This window comes from Maribacter algae (genome assembly GCF_047345745.1).
Classification (GTDB): domain Bacteria; phylum Bacteroidota; class Bacteroidia; order Flavobacteriales; family Flavobacteriaceae; genus Maribacter.
The window spans coordinates 1,055,582-1,071,929 of record NZ_JBLFES010000001.1 but is presented as its reverse complement, the minus strand read 5'-3'; the positions used below and the strand labels follow the sequence as shown (position 1 = coordinate 1,071,929).

General features: G+C 38.8%; 18 protein-coding genes. 3 read left to right on the top strand and 15 right to left on the bottom strand.

Translation table 11 applies throughout. The annotated features are described in order from the left end of the window. Positions 1–35 precede the first annotated feature (35 nt). From ACKWBX_RS04690 to ACKWBX_RS04680, 3 genes are read left to right on the top strand one after another with little or no spacing between them, the layout of a single operon-like run. Entirely contained in the window at positions 36–461 is a 426-nt protein-coding gene (locus ACKWBX_RS04690; protein ID WP_413967492.1) for a hypothetical protein, read from the top strand. Continuing rightward, complete coding sequence (locus tag ACKWBX_RS04685; RefSeq protein WP_413967491.1) at positions 458–1,888, top strand: SDR family oxidoreductase; 1,431 nt, start codon at positions 458–460, stop codon at positions 1,886–1,888. Before ACKWBX_RS04690 ends, ACKWBX_RS04685 begins: the two co-directional genes overlap by 4 nt. Positions 1,889–1,909: 21 nt before the next feature. Further along, positions 1,910–3,280, top strand: coding sequence for an aldehyde dehydrogenase (locus ACKWBX_RS04680; RefSeq protein ID WP_413967490.1), 1,371 nt, complete (start codon positions 1,910–1,912; stop codon positions 3,278–3,280). Positions 3,281–3,298: 18 nt separating this feature from the next. Here ACKWBX_RS04680 and ctlX read toward each other — a convergent pair whose 3' ends face one another. From ctlX to rplO, 15 genes are all read right to left on the bottom strand, one after another. Continuing rightward, complete coding sequence (gene ctlX, locus ACKWBX_RS04675) at positions 3,299–4,228, bottom strand: citrulline utilization hydrolase CtlX (RefSeq protein WP_413967489.1); 930 nt, start codon at positions 4,226–4,228, stop codon at positions 3,299–3,301. After that, complete coding sequence (locus ACKWBX_RS04670) at positions 4,228–5,139, bottom strand: dimethylarginine dimethylaminohydrolase family protein (protein ID WP_413967488.1); 912 nt, start codon at positions 5,137–5,139, stop codon at positions 4,228–4,230. Before ACKWBX_RS04670 ends, ctlX begins: the two co-directional genes overlap by 1 nt. 97 nt (positions 5,140–5,236) lie before the next feature. Then, positions 5,237–6,523: a citrate synthase gene (locus tag ACKWBX_RS04665; protein ID WP_413967487.1), complete on the bottom strand. Its 1,287-nt coding sequence runs from the start codon at positions 6,521–6,523 to the stop codon at positions 5,237–5,239. 132 nt (positions 6,524–6,655) lie between these two features. After that, positions 6,656–8,191, bottom strand: coding sequence for a glycogen synthase (locus ACKWBX_RS04660; RefSeq protein ID WP_413967486.1), 1,536 nt, complete (start codon positions 8,189–8,191; stop codon positions 6,656–6,658). A 109-nt stretch (positions 8,192–8,300) separates the two neighbouring features. Next, positions 8,301–9,596, bottom strand: a complete 1,296-nt coding sequence (gene eno / locus ACKWBX_RS04655) for a phosphopyruvate hydratase (protein WP_413967485.1) — start codon at positions 9,594–9,596, stop codon at positions 8,301–8,303. 105 nt (positions 9,597–9,701) lie between these two features. Next, positions 9,702–10,829, bottom strand: a complete 1,128-nt coding sequence (gene carA / locus ACKWBX_RS04650) for a glutamine-hydrolyzing carbamoyl-phosphate synthase small subunit (protein WP_413967484.1) — start codon at positions 10,827–10,829, stop codon at positions 9,702–9,704. 95 nt (positions 10,830–10,924) lie between these two features. Beyond that, positions 10,925–11,458, bottom strand: coding sequence for a 50S ribosomal protein L17 (gene rplQ, locus ACKWBX_RS04645; RefSeq protein ID WP_413967483.1), 534 nt, complete (start codon positions 11,456–11,458; stop codon positions 10,925–10,927). Positions 11,459–11,521: 63 nt separating this feature from the next. Beyond that, entirely contained in the window at positions 11,522–12,514 is a 993-nt protein-coding gene (locus tag ACKWBX_RS04640; RefSeq protein ID WP_413967482.1) for a DNA-directed RNA polymerase subunit alpha, read from the bottom strand. 16 nt (positions 12,515–12,530) lie between these two features. After that, positions 12,531–13,136, bottom strand: coding sequence for a 30S ribosomal protein S4 (gene rpsD / locus ACKWBX_RS04635; RefSeq protein ID WP_413967481.1), 606 nt, complete (start codon positions 13,134–13,136; stop codon positions 12,531–12,533). A gap of 89 nt (positions 13,137–13,225) precedes the next feature. Beyond that, positions 13,226–13,618: a 30S ribosomal protein S11 gene (rpsK, locus tag ACKWBX_RS04630; RefSeq protein ID WP_413967480.1), complete on the bottom strand. Its 393-nt coding sequence runs from the start codon at positions 13,616–13,618 to the stop codon at positions 13,226–13,228. Positions 13,619–13,719: 101 nt separating this feature from the next. Beyond that, a complete protein-coding gene (gene rpsM, locus ACKWBX_RS04625; RefSeq protein WP_413967479.1) occupies positions 13,720–14,094 on the bottom strand; it encodes a 30S ribosomal protein S13 in 375 nt (124 codons plus the stop codon). 2 nt (positions 14,095–14,096) lie between these two features. Beyond that, entirely contained in the window at positions 14,097–14,213 is a 117-nt protein-coding gene (gene ykgO, locus ACKWBX_RS04620) for a type B 50S ribosomal protein L36 (protein WP_013305171.1), read from the bottom strand. A 98-nt stretch (positions 14,214–14,311) separates the two neighbouring features. Beyond that, on the bottom strand, positions 14,312–14,527 hold the full coding sequence (gene infA / locus ACKWBX_RS04615; protein ID WP_013305172.1) for a translation initiation factor IF-1: 216 nt from the start codon (positions 14,525–14,527) through the stop codon (positions 14,312–14,314). Between the two features lie 3 nt (positions 14,528–14,530). Next, positions 14,531–15,874 (bottom strand): preprotein translocase subunit SecY, encoded by a 1,344-nt coding sequence (secY, locus tag ACKWBX_RS04610; protein ID WP_413967478.1) that lies wholly within the window; start codon positions 15,872–15,874, stop codon positions 14,531–14,533. Positions 15,875–15,887: 13 nt separating this feature from the next. Continuing rightward, positions 15,888–16,340, bottom strand: a complete 453-nt coding sequence (gene rplO, locus ACKWBX_RS04605; protein WP_413967477.1) for a 50S ribosomal protein L15 — start codon at positions 16,338–16,340, stop codon at positions 15,888–15,890. Between the last annotated feature and the right edge of the window lie 8 nt (positions 16,341–16,348).

The window sequence follows — 16,348 nt, the reverse complement described above, 5'->3', positions numbered from 1 at the left end:
TAGGCTTTTAAGTAACTTTAATAAAAAACTGTTACATGCTCCTAAACGTATCTTACAACAACAAAGAAATTACGAGAAAGATTGATGCTGAAGTAGGAAAGCCTTTTACGCTGAAGGAGCGTTTTAAACTCGGGGGAATAGGTTCTCCCAAGTTAATCATTACGGAGACCAGTGTGAAAATCCGAAACTTGCTGATATTGGACAATAATCGTGATACCTGTAATGTGGAAATGCGACCCAAAGGAATAATCGTCCGTTTTCGCTCCTTGCTTGAAACGTTCGCTTTGGTCATACCCTATTACAAACTCACTATCTATAAAGGAGAGGCTTCTGTTTACTCCATCTATAGGGACAACGATTTTTTCAAGGTCGAATCCGATACCAAAGCAGTTCAAAAATTCTTTAAAAAATTGTTAGATTATAAGGCTGATAATGCACCCACATCGATAGAAGATTTATGAAAATTCTTCTCACAGGAGCCAATGGCTATATTGGTATGCGTATACTTCCCCAGCTTCTAAAAATGGGGCATGAAGTAGTCTGTGCCGTTCGGAATGAAGCAAGGCTCTCCGTGGATGATGATATGCGTTCTCAAATCAAAGTTCTGGAAATTGATTTTTTGGATGCTGTAGTTGAAAATAAAATCCCACGAGATATAGATGCCGCGTATTTCCTGATACATTCCATGAGTTCATCTACCAAGGATTTTGACGAGATGGAAGCCATCACCGCACGGAACTTTAATAATTACGCAAAGGGCACCAACATTAAGCAAGTTATATATTTGAGCGGTATCGTAAACGATGAAAATTTATCCAAACACCTTTGGTCCAGAAAAAATGTGGAGCAGATTTTATATGAAGGGCCTTTTAGTTTAACAGTACTCAGAGCTGGTATTATTGTGGGTTCGGGAAGCTCTTCCTTTGAAATCATAAGGGATTTATGTGAAAAACTGCCCTTTATGATTACCCCAAAATGGGTGCTGACAAAAACCCAGCCCATTGCCATACGGGATGTGGTAAAGTTCCTGACCGGAGTTTTGGGAAACGAGAAAACCTACAATGACTCATTTGATATTGCTGGGCCGGATATACTCACCTACAAAGAGATGCTACATCAATATGCCAAGGCAAGGGGATTTAAAAACTGGATATGGACCGTTCCCGTAATGACTCCAAAACTTTCATCCTATTGGTTATATTTTGTGACCTCAACTTCTTATAAGCTCGCTTTAAACTTGGTAGACAGCATGAAAATAGAGGTCATTGCCAAGGATGACAGATTGGCCAGACTCTTGGGGATTACACCACATACGTATATGGAGGCCATTGACATGGCCTTCAAGAAAATTGAACAAAATCTGGTCGTTAGTAGCTGGAAGGATAGTATGATCAGCGGCCGTTTCAACAAAAATCTGGAAAAATACATTCAAGTGCCTAAATATGGGATCTTGAAAGATGAGCAAAAGCTTAAAATAGATGACCCCAAAAGAGTGCTCAACCGAATTTGGAAAATAGGTGGGCAAACAGGTTGGTACTACGGAAATTGGTTATGGAAAATAAGGGGGTTCATAGATAAGCTCGTAGGAGGAGTTGGGTTGCGTAGAGGAAGAACCCATCCCGATAAAATATTTGCCGGGGACGCCTTGGATTTTTGGCGGGTTTTGCTAGCGGATAAAAAGGGAAAGCGACTCTTGTTATTTGCCGAAATGCGATTGCCAGGTGAAGCTTGGTTGGAGTTCCGCATAGACAAAAATAATATCCTTCACCAAACGGCAACCTTTAGACCAAGGGGTTTAAAAGGCAGATTATATTGGTACAGCATTGTACCCTTACATTATTTCATTTTTGGGGGTATGATACGGAACATTGCCAAGAACAATTCATAATATAAAACAGGTTCAAATAAAATGATAAAGTCTTTACTGGAAAAACAACGTGCGTATTTTGAATCGCATCAAACAAAATCTGTAGCATACAGGAAAAAAGCACTTAAAAAATTAAAGGCTAACATTATAAAATATGAAGATGATATCTGTGACGCGCTATATAAAGATTTTAAAAAACCCGCTTTTGAAACGCTCCTTACGGAGACTCAATTTGTCCTGTCCGAGCTCAATTATTTTATAGAGAATATAAAATCATGGAGCAAACCGGAACCGGTGTCCTCGGTCTGGGCCAACTTTCCCTCAAAGGATTATATTATTTCCGAACCTTACGGAAATATCCTTATTATAGCTCCTTGGAATTATCCCTTTATGCTCGCTATTTCACCATTAATCGGTGCCTTGGCCGCTGGGAACACAGCTGTCATTAAACCCTCGGAACTAACTCCGAACACTTCCAAACTCATAAGTAAGTTGATACATGAGACTTTTACAAGCGAATACGTTTCCGTTGTGGAGGGTGGCGTAGAGGAGTCCCAAAAATTACTTGATGAAAAATGGGATTATATTTTCTTTACGGGAAGTACACGTGTTGGAAAAATCATTTATGAAAGTGCCGCAAAACATCTTACACCTGTAACCTTGGAACTAGGTGGTAAAAGTCCCTGTATCGTTGATGCATCCGCTAAACTCAAGTTGGCTGCCAAAAGAATAGTCTGGGGCAAATTTGTCAATGGAGGACAGACTTGTATTGCACCCGATTATATTCTAGTCCATACCTCCGTAAAGCAAGAATTTGTTACGCATCTGAAAAATTCAATTACAGATTTTTATGGTGAAAACCCAGAAGAATCGTCTGATTTGGCAAGAATAATTACCAAAAAGCATTACGATAGATTAAAAAATATGATTACCGATGAGGATATTTTGTTCGGAGGAAAATTCAATGATGAAAGTCTATATATAGCCCCTACCTTATTGGATGAACCGGAAATGGATAGCCCTGCTATGAAAGAAGAAATTTTTGGTCCAATTCTACCTGTCATTTCATATGAAAACGAAAGCGATATCGATGTCTATCTCAAAAAATATGAAAAGCCTTTGGCACTTTACATCTTCTCGAGCAGCAAAAAATTTCAAAAGAAAATAGTCAACAAGTATCCTTTTGGTGGAGGTTGCATCAATGACACCCTAATGCATTTGGCCAATAAAAACCTACCGTTTGGGGGCGTTGGCAATTCTGGCCTAAACCACTATCATGGCAAACATTCATTCGATACTTTCTCGCATAAAAAAGCAATTATCAAAAAAGCGACCTGGATAGATATAGCGGTACGATATGCTCCTTATAAACTTCCATTGAAATGGGTCAAAAAAGTTAGTAATTTTATCTGACTACAGTTTTGCAAAAAATTAAGCTTTCGGAAGAAAAATCTCTGCCATCATGCATCGGGCACTTCCCCCTCCACAAGTTTCTATGGTGTCCAGAGAGCTATGGATAATTTCGCAGTGCGATGTAATCGTTTTAATCTGTTCTTTCGTCAAACTATTAAATGCTGCCGAACTCATCACCAAATAGCGTTTGTCATCCGCTCCCAATACCTGCAACATGTTTCCGGCAAAATGGTGCATTTGTTCTTCAGTGATAGCAATAATTTCCTTTCCATCTTTTTTCAAGTGGTCCAAAACATTTTTTCGCTCTTTTTTATCATCGATACTATCCAAACAAATGACCACAAAATCTTCACCCAAGGCCATCATCACGTTTGTGTGATAAATTGGAAGCCTTTTTCCGTCAACGGATTGGTTGGCCTTAAAAATGACCGGAAAACAATCAAAATCCTCACAAAATTCTATAAACAGTTCCTCATCTGCCCTATCCGATAGTGCACAATATGCCTTTTGATTTACTCGGTCCATTAGAATACTACCTGTACCTTCCAAAAAAAGATTATCCGCCTCAGCAGAAGTATAATCTATTACGGATTCTATCTTGAATCCTTTTTCTTCTAAAATATTCAGGATATCATCTCTACGTTCGTTCCGTCTATTTTCAGCAAACATAGGGTATACACCCACCGTACCGTTAGCATGAAAAGAAATCCAATTGTTCGGAAAGATACTATCGGGAGTATCCGGTTCCTTGGTGTCCTGAACAACGATAACATTTACTCCTTTGCTCCGCAAAACAGATACGAAGTCATCAAATTCTTTTTGTGCTTTTTTATTAATGGCCTCGTTCTTCACATCAAGGTCTTCCATAAAAAAGTTGTTCACTGCGGTCTGTTCATTCATACGGAACGAAACCGGCCTAATCATCAATATGGTATTGGTAATCTGCATTATGCTCTAATTAATGGTAATGTACTACAGCGCAAAAGTCCTTCTTGCTTTGCTATCTCTGCATAAGGGATGGTTTCAACAGTAAAACCCTGCTCCTTTAGCCAATTGTTCAGTCTTGTAAAATTTTGCTCGGAAACAATTACTTCAGGTGAAATGGAAAACACATTACTGAACATTTGGTACATTTCATCTGCGGTTATCTCAAAGATATTCTCTTTTCCGAAAAAAGTCACTAGCCACTGGTATTCCTCTTCTACCAAAAACCCATTTTTATGTATAATGGCTTTTCCTTTTCCTAAAGGCTGAAAACAACAATCCAAATGCAATGCATTTTCACGTGCATTGGTAGATTTTCTCAATTCAAAAGATTTCACCTTTTTATGTGGGAACTGTTCTTGCAGATATACTACTGCCTCTTTATTCGTTCTCGCCGTGATGTGTTCCGGATAGTCATCTGCAGTGTACGTGCCCACAAAAATATAATCGTTCCAAGGCATTACATCTCCCCCTTCCACATGAACTTTTTCTGGCGGACGTAAAATATGCTCCTCTGCAATCCTGTCCAACACGTGCAGAATAGCATCCACTTCTTTTTCCCTATCGGGAAGAATATTGGCTATAACGAGCTTGTTTTCAATGACAAAAGCGATATCCCTTGAGAAAATCTGATTACAATCCTCCAGTACTTCTGGTCTAAATACATCAACATCGTACTTTTCAAAAACAGTGGCAAACGCTTCCATTTCCTGGATCATATCAGATTCTACGGGATATGTACCTGCTAGAATATGTTCCAAAGACTTAGGGTCATAAGCTTCTTCCGGTAGCGGAGTTGGACCACAACTTTTAGCAGTTCCCAAGACAACTGCCTTTAAAGAGGAGATTTCATCATTAATATTAAGTTGTAACATGGTCTAATTTTTTTCAAAATAAATTCATTTTTAATACTAAAAAAAGCTCCTCTAAAAAAATTAGAGAAGCTTTTTTGTTTTTTTATGAGGTAGCAATCTACCTTTTGTCAACTTCGACAAAAGGTCTATGTGTAGCACCTGTATATATTTGTCTTGGACGACCTATGGGCTCGCCCTTTAATCTCATTTCTCTCCATTGTGCAATCCATCCTGGCAGTCTACCTAGAGCGAACATTACGGTGAACATTTCCGTGGGAATGCCCAAAGCCCTATAAATAATACCCGAATAGAAGTCCACGTTAGGATATAGCTTTCTATCTACGAAATATGGGTCTTCCAGTGCTTCTTTGGAAAGGCCTTTTGCAATTTCCAAAATAGGATCGTCAATACCCAGATCTGCCAATACTTCTTCTGCGGCTTTTTTGATAATCTTTGCCCGAGGATCAAAATTCTTGTATACCCTATGCCCAAAACCCATTAATCTAAACGGGTCTGATTTGTCCTTGGCTTTGGCCATGTACTTTTTAGTGTCCCCACCATCAGCTTCAATAGCTTCCAGCATTTCCAAAACCGCTTGGTTCGCCCCGCCATGTAACGGTCCCCATAGTGCTGAAATACCAGCAGAAAGCGATGCGAACAATCCTGCATGGGAAGAACCTACGATACGGACCGTAGAGGTAGAGCAATTTTGCTCGTGATCGGCATGAAGAATCAATAATTGATCAAGAGCATCGATTACTATTTTGTTGCGTTTGTATTCTTGTGAAGGTCTTTTGAACATCATTTTATGAATGTTCTCCACATATCCTAGACTGTCATCACCATAATCCAATGGCAAACCTTTTTTCTTGCGCAAGGTCCAAGCCACCAAAACTGGAAATTTGGCCATAATACGGACGATAGCTCCATACATTTCGTCCTTGGACGTTACGTTCACAGATGACGGATTAAAAGCTATCAATGCACTTGTCAGGGAGGAAAGCACTCCCATAGGATGAGCCGATTTTGGAAAAGCATCCAAAATCTTTTTCATTTCCTCATCAACATGAGACTCGTTTTTAATGTCTATATGAAAAGCTTCTAATTGCTCTTTATTGGGCAGTTCCCCAAATATCAACAGATAAGCAACCTCTAAAAAATCGGCTTTTTCGGCCAAATCCTCAATGGAATATCCCCTATATCTAAGAATTCCTTTTTCGCCATCCAAAAAAGTGATAGCACTTTCACAAGAACCCGTGTTCTTGTAGCCCGGATCAATCGTAATCAAACCTCCCGTTGCGGAACGTAATGATTTTATATCTATGGCGGATTCCTCTTCAGTTCCTTTTATTACAGGAAATTCATACGTATTACCATTGAATTCCAGGGTAGCTTTATCTGACATTTATTCTAAGTTCTATAAGTTTAAAACGAAGCGTAAACTTACGGAAAAGCAGGCATTTTAACAATTAAACAAATCTGTTTAAACAATTATTAACATTGGGGTTCACGAAGTCTTTACCCTAAGTTGAATCCGTTATAATAAATATAAAACCTTGTAGTATTGATCTAATGATTTTTCCCAGGTAAAACGCATTCTCTTTGCAGCAGTCTTAAGCTTTTTCCATTGGGCCTGGTCATTTTTCCACATATCAAGGGCAAAGTCAAATGCTTTTATCATATTCCGTATTTTTTGATCGTAGGTTTTTCCATCAAAAGCGAATCCGGTTTTTAAATGTGATACGGTATCTTTTAATCCACCCGTATGATGTACCAAACAAGGATTCCCATTTCTCATGGCCAACATTTGGCTAATACCGCAAGGTTCGAACAAACTGGGCATAAAATAAAGATTTGTTTCCAAATACATGGAATCTATAAGATCTTCAGACTGACCATTGGTGAATATAAAATTTTTATGCTTGTAACTCATGTTTCTAAAATGCTCCTCATAGCCGGGGTCACCTGTACCCAATAACATAAAAATACCTCCTACTTCATCTAATTTCTTCAGGATTTTTTCCAACGTTTCTGGGGAACGCATAAAGAAATAAAACTTTTGCTCCGTGAGACGAGCTACACTGGAGACAATGAATTTTGGGGGTTCATCTACATATTTCATTATCTTTTCCCCGGTGTGAGCCAAGAAATCGGCTTTGTATTTTTTTGATTCGTCTTGAAGCCAATGGAACAATGCTTTTACCGTATTTCTATAGAGTCTTCCTTTTTCTACTTCCCTGACGTTACCATAATTGGATGCATTCAAAATTCCGAACAAACGACCCTCATTATCCGCCTGCTGTAAATCCTTTTCCAAGCTCTCGCCACCAATAAATTCCGGTTTACGGCTAGGCAACATGACGTCTTCCTTGTAAGACGGGGAAACCGTGTGCACCGCATCGGCCAAACGTATACCAACTGCCATAAGATTTACACAGTCTTGATAACGTGGATCCATTAACGCTTTATAATCCAGCTCAATATCCGGGAACCAATTATGCAAAGAAGCGTAGTTGTCATGGAAAGGGCGAATGCCCTGGATAGCCAAATTATGGATACTATAAACATATCTCGGTTTCTTTAACTCGGTATATCTAGGGTGGTATGTTTTCAAAAACAACAGTGCACTGGAGTGCCAATCATGCATATGAACAATATCCAAATCTCCAAAAGCCCCTGTTTTCATTGCTTCTGCGACTGCCGTACAGAAGATCATGTATTTTATAAAATCCGTATAAAAAGGTTCTTCCGGATCATCATGGTAAATATGCGCTATACCACCTTCTTCAATTTCAGGATGATGTATAACATAATGAGTGATGTTTTGAAGGACACGTTTTGGAATAACCTCATATAATTCCGCTCTATAAGTAGTTCCTCTAAGCGGAAATTCCAAATGCTTTTTAAAAATCCCATTTTTATGCAATCTTGAATAAGAAGGTACCACTACATGCACTTTGTCCCCACGTTTTGCAATTTCTCGTGGAACATCACGAACTACGTCACCCATACCTCCTGCTTTACAGTTGGCTATGGCATCATTCTCGGCCGAAACAAAAAGGAAACTATTCATATATGCTTTGTGGTAGAGGGTTAGTTAAAGTGCGATGAAAAAGATACTCATCTTTTTTTATTACACCAAAAAAAAGCCTTTCCGAAAGGGAAAGGCTTTTTGCGATAGCTTATTTGTTTATTTTAAATGCTTTTTCTCTCGGATAATATGCCGTGGTGCCCAGTTCTTCTTCAATACGCAGCAACTGGTTATATTTTGCCATCCTATCGGAGCGTGAGGCAGAACCTGTCTTAATTTGACCTGTATTTAAGGCCACCGCTAAATCGGCGATAGTATTATCTTCCGTTTCTCCGGAACGGTGAGACATGACAGAAGTGTATCCTGCATTCTTGGCCATATTGACCGCAGCAATCGTTTCGGTCAACGTTCCAATCTGGTTTACCTTTATCAAAATAGAATTGGCAATGCCTTTTTCTATCCCTGTGGATAAACGTTCTACATTGGTTACAAACAAATCGTCACCAACGAGCTGAACGGTATCACCAATTTTTTGGGTAAGAGCTTTCCAGCCGTCCCAGTCATTTTCATCCATACCATCTTCTATGGAGATAATGGGGTATTTTGCGGATAAATCGGCCAAATATTGTGCTTGTTCTTCTGAAGTTCTTACAACTCCTTTATCACCTTCAAACTTTGTGTAATCGTATTTTCCATCTACAAAGAACTCCGCAGCAGCACAGTCCAAGGCAATCATAACATCATCTCCTAATTTATAACCTGCTTTATCAACGGCTTTGGCAATAGTATCCAAAGCATCTTCCGTACCACCTGCCAAATTTGGCGCAAAACCTCCTTCATCACCAACAGCAGTACTTAAACCCCTGTCATGAAGTACTTTTTTAAGATTATGGAATATTTCCGTACCCATTTGCATAGCATGGGAAAAGCTCTTTGCCTTCACTGGCATTACCATAAATTCTTGAAAAGCGATAGGTGCATCGGAATGTGAACCTCCGTTGATAATATTCATCATAGGAACAGGAAGTGTGTTCGCACTTACCCCGCCTACATATTTGAAAAGTGACTGGCCCAATTCATTAGCGGCAGCCTTTGCGGCGGCCAAAGAAACCCCTAAAATGGCATTGGCACCTAATTTTGATTTGTTCGGTGTACCGTCCAAATCTATCATAGTTTGATCCAAGAGATTTTGATCAAAAACGGACATTCCCAAAATTTCATCGGCTATAGGTCCGTTTACATTTTCAACAGCTTTGGAAACACCTTTCCCCATGAACATACTTCCACCATCGCGCAACTCTACGGCCTCATGCTCTCCCGTTGAAGCTCCCGACGGTACGGCGGCTCTTCCCATTACTCCATTCTCCGTGATGACGTCAACTTCAACCGTTGGATTTCCTCTTGAATCTAAAATTTGCCTTGCATGCACGCTTAGTATGATACTCATGTGTTTCTTCCTTTATTTTGTTGATTTTTATCGAAATGCAAATATACGAAACACCGCTTTCGAGGATATAATTATATTGCTAATTCCCAATGAAATAACGATTCCTTAAACTTCCACGGTTTGTTTTGATGTTTTTTCGATCAAACTGAAAAAATCATCAAAAAGATAATCCGCATCGTGTGGTCCCGGACTAGCTTCCGGATGATATTGTACAGAAAACACATCTTTATTTTTCATACGTATGCCGGCAACCGTATCATCATTTAGATGTACATGGGTTATCTCCAAATCTGGATGTGTTTCCGTTTCTTTCTTATTTATGGCGAAACCATGATTTTGAGAAGTGATTTCTCCCTTTCCGGTCAAAAGATTTAAAATAGGATGATTGATACCTCGATGACCATTATGCATTTTATAAGTAGAAACACCATTTGCCAAGGCAATTACTTGATGTCCCAAACAGATTCCGAACAAAGGTTTATTCGTTTTAATAATTTCCTTTGCAGTTGCTATGGCATCTGTCAAAGGCTCTGGATCACCGGGCCCATTGGAAATAAAGTAAGCATCGGGATTCCAATCTGCCAGCTGCTCAAAAGGCGTATTGTAAGGAAATACCTTTATATAGGCGCCGCGCTTGGCTAGATTTCTTAATATATTCTTTTTGATACCTATATCCAAGGCCGCTATCTTATGAGTAGCATTTTCATCCCCATAAAAATAAGGCTGCTTCGTGGAGACTTTGGATGATAATTCCAAACCTTCCATACTAGGCACTTTGGAAAGTTCTTCTTTTAATCCATCAATATCATCCACTCTAGAAGAAATGACCGCATTCATGGCACCATTGTCACGAATGTAATTTACCAATGCTCTTGTATCCACATCGGAAATAGCAAAAAGGTTGTTGTCATTTAAAAAATCTTCAAGACTGCTATCTGCAATAGGGCGCGAATATTCATAGCTGAAATTTCTACAGATCAAACCCGAAATTTTAACCGAATCCGATTCTACTTCATCTTTATTGGTTCCATAATTTCCAATATGTGCATTGGTAGTTACCATCAATTGGCCAAAATAGGATGGGTCCGTAAAAATCTCTTGATACCCCGTCATACCGGTATTAAAACAGACTTCTCCAAAAGCCGTTCCCTCTTTATCCCCAACGGACTTCCCATAAAAGATAGTACCATCGGACAATAATATTAATGCTTTTTTCCTGGATTGATATTTCATATTTGCGCTACTAGTGTTCAGTTAACAAAAAAACATAAAAAAAGGATAAGCTTTGCGGCTTATCCTTTCCTAATTATCAACTATTTATTGACATTTTATTCTTCAGAGTCATCTGCTTTAACTTCTGCATCTGTTTGTGATTCAGTTTTCGTTTCAGCAACAGCTACTGCAGGAGCTTCAGTTTTGGAAGCACCACCTCTTCTACTTCTTCTTGTTGTTTTCTTCTTAGGCTTGCCAGCATTATAAAGCTCGTTAAAATCAACCAACTCTATCATGGCCATATCTGCATTATCCCCAAGACGGTTACCAAGCTTAATAATTCTTGTATAACCTCCTGGTCTGTCAGCAACTTTTTCAGATACTACGCTGAACAATTCCGTAACAGCATATTTATCACGCAGATGTTTAAAAGCTAAACGTCTGTTATGTGTGCCTTTCTCAGCGGTTACATTATTCTCCGCTTTGGATTTTGTAATGATGGGCTCTATGAACTGCTTTAAAGCCTTGGCTTTGGCAACTGTTGTGTTAATCCTCTTATGCTCAATCAAGGAACAGGCCATATTGGCCAACATTGCCTTTCTATGGGCTGTTTTTCTACCTAAATGATTGACTTTTTTACCGTGTCTCATGTTTCTATTTTATCATCTTGCTACCTTATCCCGATAACTAATGGGAGAGCAAAATATGATTATTTAATCTTTATCTAGTTTGTATTTTGACAAATCCATGCCGAAACTCAATCCTTTATTGATTACGAGTTCCTCAAGTTCTGTCAATGATTTTTTACCAAAGTTTCTAAACTTCATCAAATCGTTCTTATTGAAAGAAACCAAATCTCCAAGGGTATCAACTTCAGCAGCCTTCAAACAGTTCAAGGCACGAACGGACAAATCCATATCGACCAATTTGGTTTTCAACAATTGTCTCATGTGAAGTGATTCTTCATCATAGGTCTCTGTTTGTGCAATCTCATCGGCTTCTAAAGTGATGCGCTCATCAGAGAACAACATGAAGTGATGGATCAAAACCTTGGCCGCTTCTGTCAAAGCATCTTTCGGGTGAATAGAACCATCCGTAACGATTTCGAAAACCAATTTTTCGTAATCCGTCTTTTGTTCTACACGAAAGTTTTCAATGCTATATTTTACATTCTTTACAGGTGTAAAAATAGAATCCACTGCAATCGTACCCAATGGAGCACCAGACTTTTTATTTTCCTCAGCAGGAACATAGCCACGACCTTTATCAATCGTAATTTCCATATTGATGCTCACTTTGGCATCCATATTACAGATGACTAAATCTGGATTCAAAACTTGATAACCGGATATGAACTTCTGGAAATCACCAGCCGTTAATTGATCTTTACCACTTACGGAAATAGATACTACTTCCGCCTCGGAATCTTCAATTTGTTTTTTGAACCGAACTTGTTTTAAGTTCAATATCATTTCTGTTACGTCCTCAACAACACCGGGTATTACAGAGAATTCGTGTTCTACTTTATCAATCCTTACGGATGTGATGGCATGCCCTTCCAATGAAGATAGCAATACCCTTCTTAATGCATTTCCGACCGTTAATCCATAACCAGGCTCCAAAGGACGAAATTCGAACTTTCCTTCAAAATCTGAAGAGTCGATCATTATTACTTTATCGGGTTTCTGAAAATTAAATAATGCCATAATTGGATCGGTGTGTTTATTTAGAGTATAACTCGACGATTAATTGTTCTTTGATGTTCTCAGGAATCTGAAGTCTTTCCGGAATGGAAACGTAAGTACCTTCCTTTTTCTCAGTATTCCACGTAATCCATTCGTAAACTGCGCTATTAGCAGAAAGAGAATCTTGAATGCTCTGTAAGGATTTGGATTTCTCCCTTACACCTACTATATCACCAGCTTTAAGGCTGTAAGAGGGTATGTTTACCAATTCTCCATTTACTGTGATGTGTCTATGGGAGACCAATTGTCTAGCTCCACTTCTTGTAGGCGATATTCCCATCCTGTAAACCACATTATCTAAACGTGACTCACATAATTGTAAAAGCACCTCACCCGTTACACCTTCTTTTCTTTTTGCAGCGGCAAATAGATTTCTAAATTGTTTTTCTAGAATTCCGTAAGTATATTTTGCTTTTTGCTTCTCCATTAACTGAACGGAATATTCAGATTTCTTTCCTCTACGTCTTGCATTTCCGTGCTGTCCTGGAGGGTAATTTTTCTTTTCAAAAGACTTGTCGTCTCCGAAAATCGCTTCTCCAAACTTCCTAGCGATTTTTGATTTTGGTCCTGTATATCTTGCCATTTTCTTTTAGTTTGAAAGTGAGATTATGAATTAAGGCTTATCCTTCGATAATCGTAACTACACCTTCCGTGAAATATATTGATTATTAATTAAACTCTTCTTCTTTTTGGAGGTCTGCATCCATTGTGAGGCATCGGAGTAACATCAATGATTTCGGTTACTTCAATTCCTGCATTATGTAATGAACGTATAGCGGATTCTCTTCCGTTACCAGGTCCTTTAACGTAAACCTTCACTTTTCTCAAACCTGCTTCATGCGCTACCTTAGCACAATCTTCAGCTGCAACTTGAGCAGCATAAGGAGTATTTTTCTTGGAGCCTCTAAATCCTAACTTACCTGCAGATGACCAAGAAATCACATCTCCTTTTTTGTTGGTTAGGGATATGATGATATTGTTGAACGAAGCCGTTACGTGCGCTTCTCCAACAGCGTCAACGACTACTTTACGTTTCTTGGTGACTTTAGTATTTGCCTTTGCCATATTTATAGTATTTAGTCATTAGTATTAAGTAGTTAGCAAAGCTTGTCCGTTACAGCGAAACAATCACTTAATACTGCGTACTCAGTACTGATTACTTTATATTATTTAGTCGCTTTCTTCTTGTTAGCAACAGTTTTACGCTTTCCTTTTCTAGTCCTAGAGTTGTTCTTTGTTCTTTGACCCCTTAATGGCAATCCAGATCTGTGACGAATACCTCTGTAACATCCAATATCCATCAATCGCTTAATGTTCAATTGTGTCTCGGAACGCAATTCACCTTCAATGATATAGTTGGAAACTGCTTCCCTAATACGACCAATTTCATCATCGTTCCAATCAGAAACCTTAGTATCTTCACTAACTTGTGCGTTTCCTAAAATCTCCTTTGCACGACTCTTACCTATTCCGAAAATATAGGTCAAGGCGATAACACCTCTTTTCTGTTTTGGTATATCAATACCCGCGATTCTTGCCATAATTACCCTTGTCTTTGTTTAAATCTAGGATTCTTCTTGTTGATTACGTACAACCTGCCCTTTCTGCGAACAATCTTGCAGTCGGCACTTCTTTTCTTAACTGATGCTCTTACTTTCATGTGTTGATCTTTATTCTCTCTATTGTCACATGTAACCTTGATTTTCAAATAATTCTCGTCATAAGAATTTTATAAAAATGTTGGTTTCATCTTCTATCTTAGTATCTATAAGTAATTCTTGCTTTGGTAAGGTCGTATGGACTCATTTCCAATTTCACCTTATCCCCAGGTAATAATTTAATATAGTGCATGCGCATCTTACCTGAAATATGCGCAGTAACTACATGACCATTCTCCAATTCTACACGAAACATTGCATTGGACAACGCTTCGATGATAGATCCATCTTGCTCTATTGCTGCTTGCTTTGCCATAACTTATGCTACTTTTCTATTTTTACCTGTTTTCATAAGACCATCATAATGCCTATTCAACAGATATGAGTTTACTTGTTGAACCGTATCAATAGCTACCCCTACCATAATCAGTAGCGATGTACCACCATAAAACAATGCCCAACCTGCCTGTACATCTAGAAGCTTAACCACTACGGCAGGCAATACTGCCAATAGCGCTAAAAAGATAGAGCCAGGAAGTGTAATGAGAGACATAATCTTATCCAAGAAATCCCCAGTTTCCTTCCCAGGGCGTATTCCCGGAATAAATCCGCCGCTTCTTTTTAAATCATCGGCCATTTTATTGGTAGGAACAGTGATAGCGGTATAGAAATAGGTAAATATGATAATCAAGAAAGCAAATAATAAATTATAGGCCCATCCAAAAATATCTGCAAACTGAACTTGCATCCACTGCCCGAAGGCCGTATCATCAAAAGCACTCCCTATTAAACCGGGAACGAACATAATGGCCTGAGCGAATATAATCGGCATCACACCGGAGGCATTCAACTTTAATGGAATGTACTGTCGAGAGCCCATTACATTTTTCTCATAACCTCCAGAAGCCGTTCTCCTTGCATATTGTACCGGTATTTGGCGTGTAGCCATTACCAACAATACACATGCTAAAATAACCAAGAACCAAACTATGATTTCAATAAGGATGAACATTAATCCGCCATTATTGTTCGTAGTCCTAGAGATGAACTCCTGTACAAATGATTGTGGCATTGTGGCAATGATTCCTATCATAATCAATAAGGAAATACCGTTACCGATACCCTTATCCGTTATTTTCTCACCCAACCACATCGCAAATACACAACCTGTAACCAATATGATTACCGCCGGCACCATAAAATCCAGTCCCTTTCCTAATATAAAAGCACTATCACGAACTCCAAAAGCCTCCAAACCATATAAATACGCAGGAGCCTGAACGATACAAATACCAATGGTCAACCATCTTGTAATCTGATTGATGGTCTTACGACCGCTCTCCCCTTCTTTCTGAAGTTTTTGAAGATATGGAATAGCAATACCCATTAATTGAACGACAATAGATGCGGATATATATGGCATGATACCCAAAGCGAATATAGAGGCATTGGCAAATGCCCCGCCAGTAAACGCATTCAATAAACCAAAAATACCCTGATCGGTACCATCCGCTAAACCACCTAGTTGCGTTGAATCTATACCTGGAAGAACTATTTGACAACCAAAACGGTATACCAAAAGAAGACCTAAAGTAATAAGTATCCTATTCCTTAGCTCTTCTATTTTCCAAATATTGGATAATGTATCGATGAAATTCTTCATGCTCTCGTTATGCTTATAAATTTATGGCTTCACCACCAGCTTTTTCAATAGCAGCCTTTGCCGTAGCCGTAAATTTATGTACGGATATTTTTAGTGAAGCTTTCAATTCACCTCCACCTAAAATTTTAACCAAATCGTTTTTCTTGATAAGTCTATTTTCTATAAGCGTGTCAACCGTAACGGTATCTTTAACGACCTTTTTGTCGACCAACTCTTGTAACTTATCCAAATTGATTCCTTTATATTCCTTTCTGTTGATATTCGTAAAACCAAACTTGGGAACACGTCTTTGTAATGGCATCTGACCACCTTCAAAACCAATTTTCTTGGAATATCCAGATCTAGACTTGGCCCCTTTATGACCTCTGGCAGCGGTACCACCTTTACCGGAACCTTGTCCTCTTCCAAGACGTTTACCATCTCTATTTACTGAACCTTCAGCAGGTTTAAGATTACTTAAATTCATCAATTCCT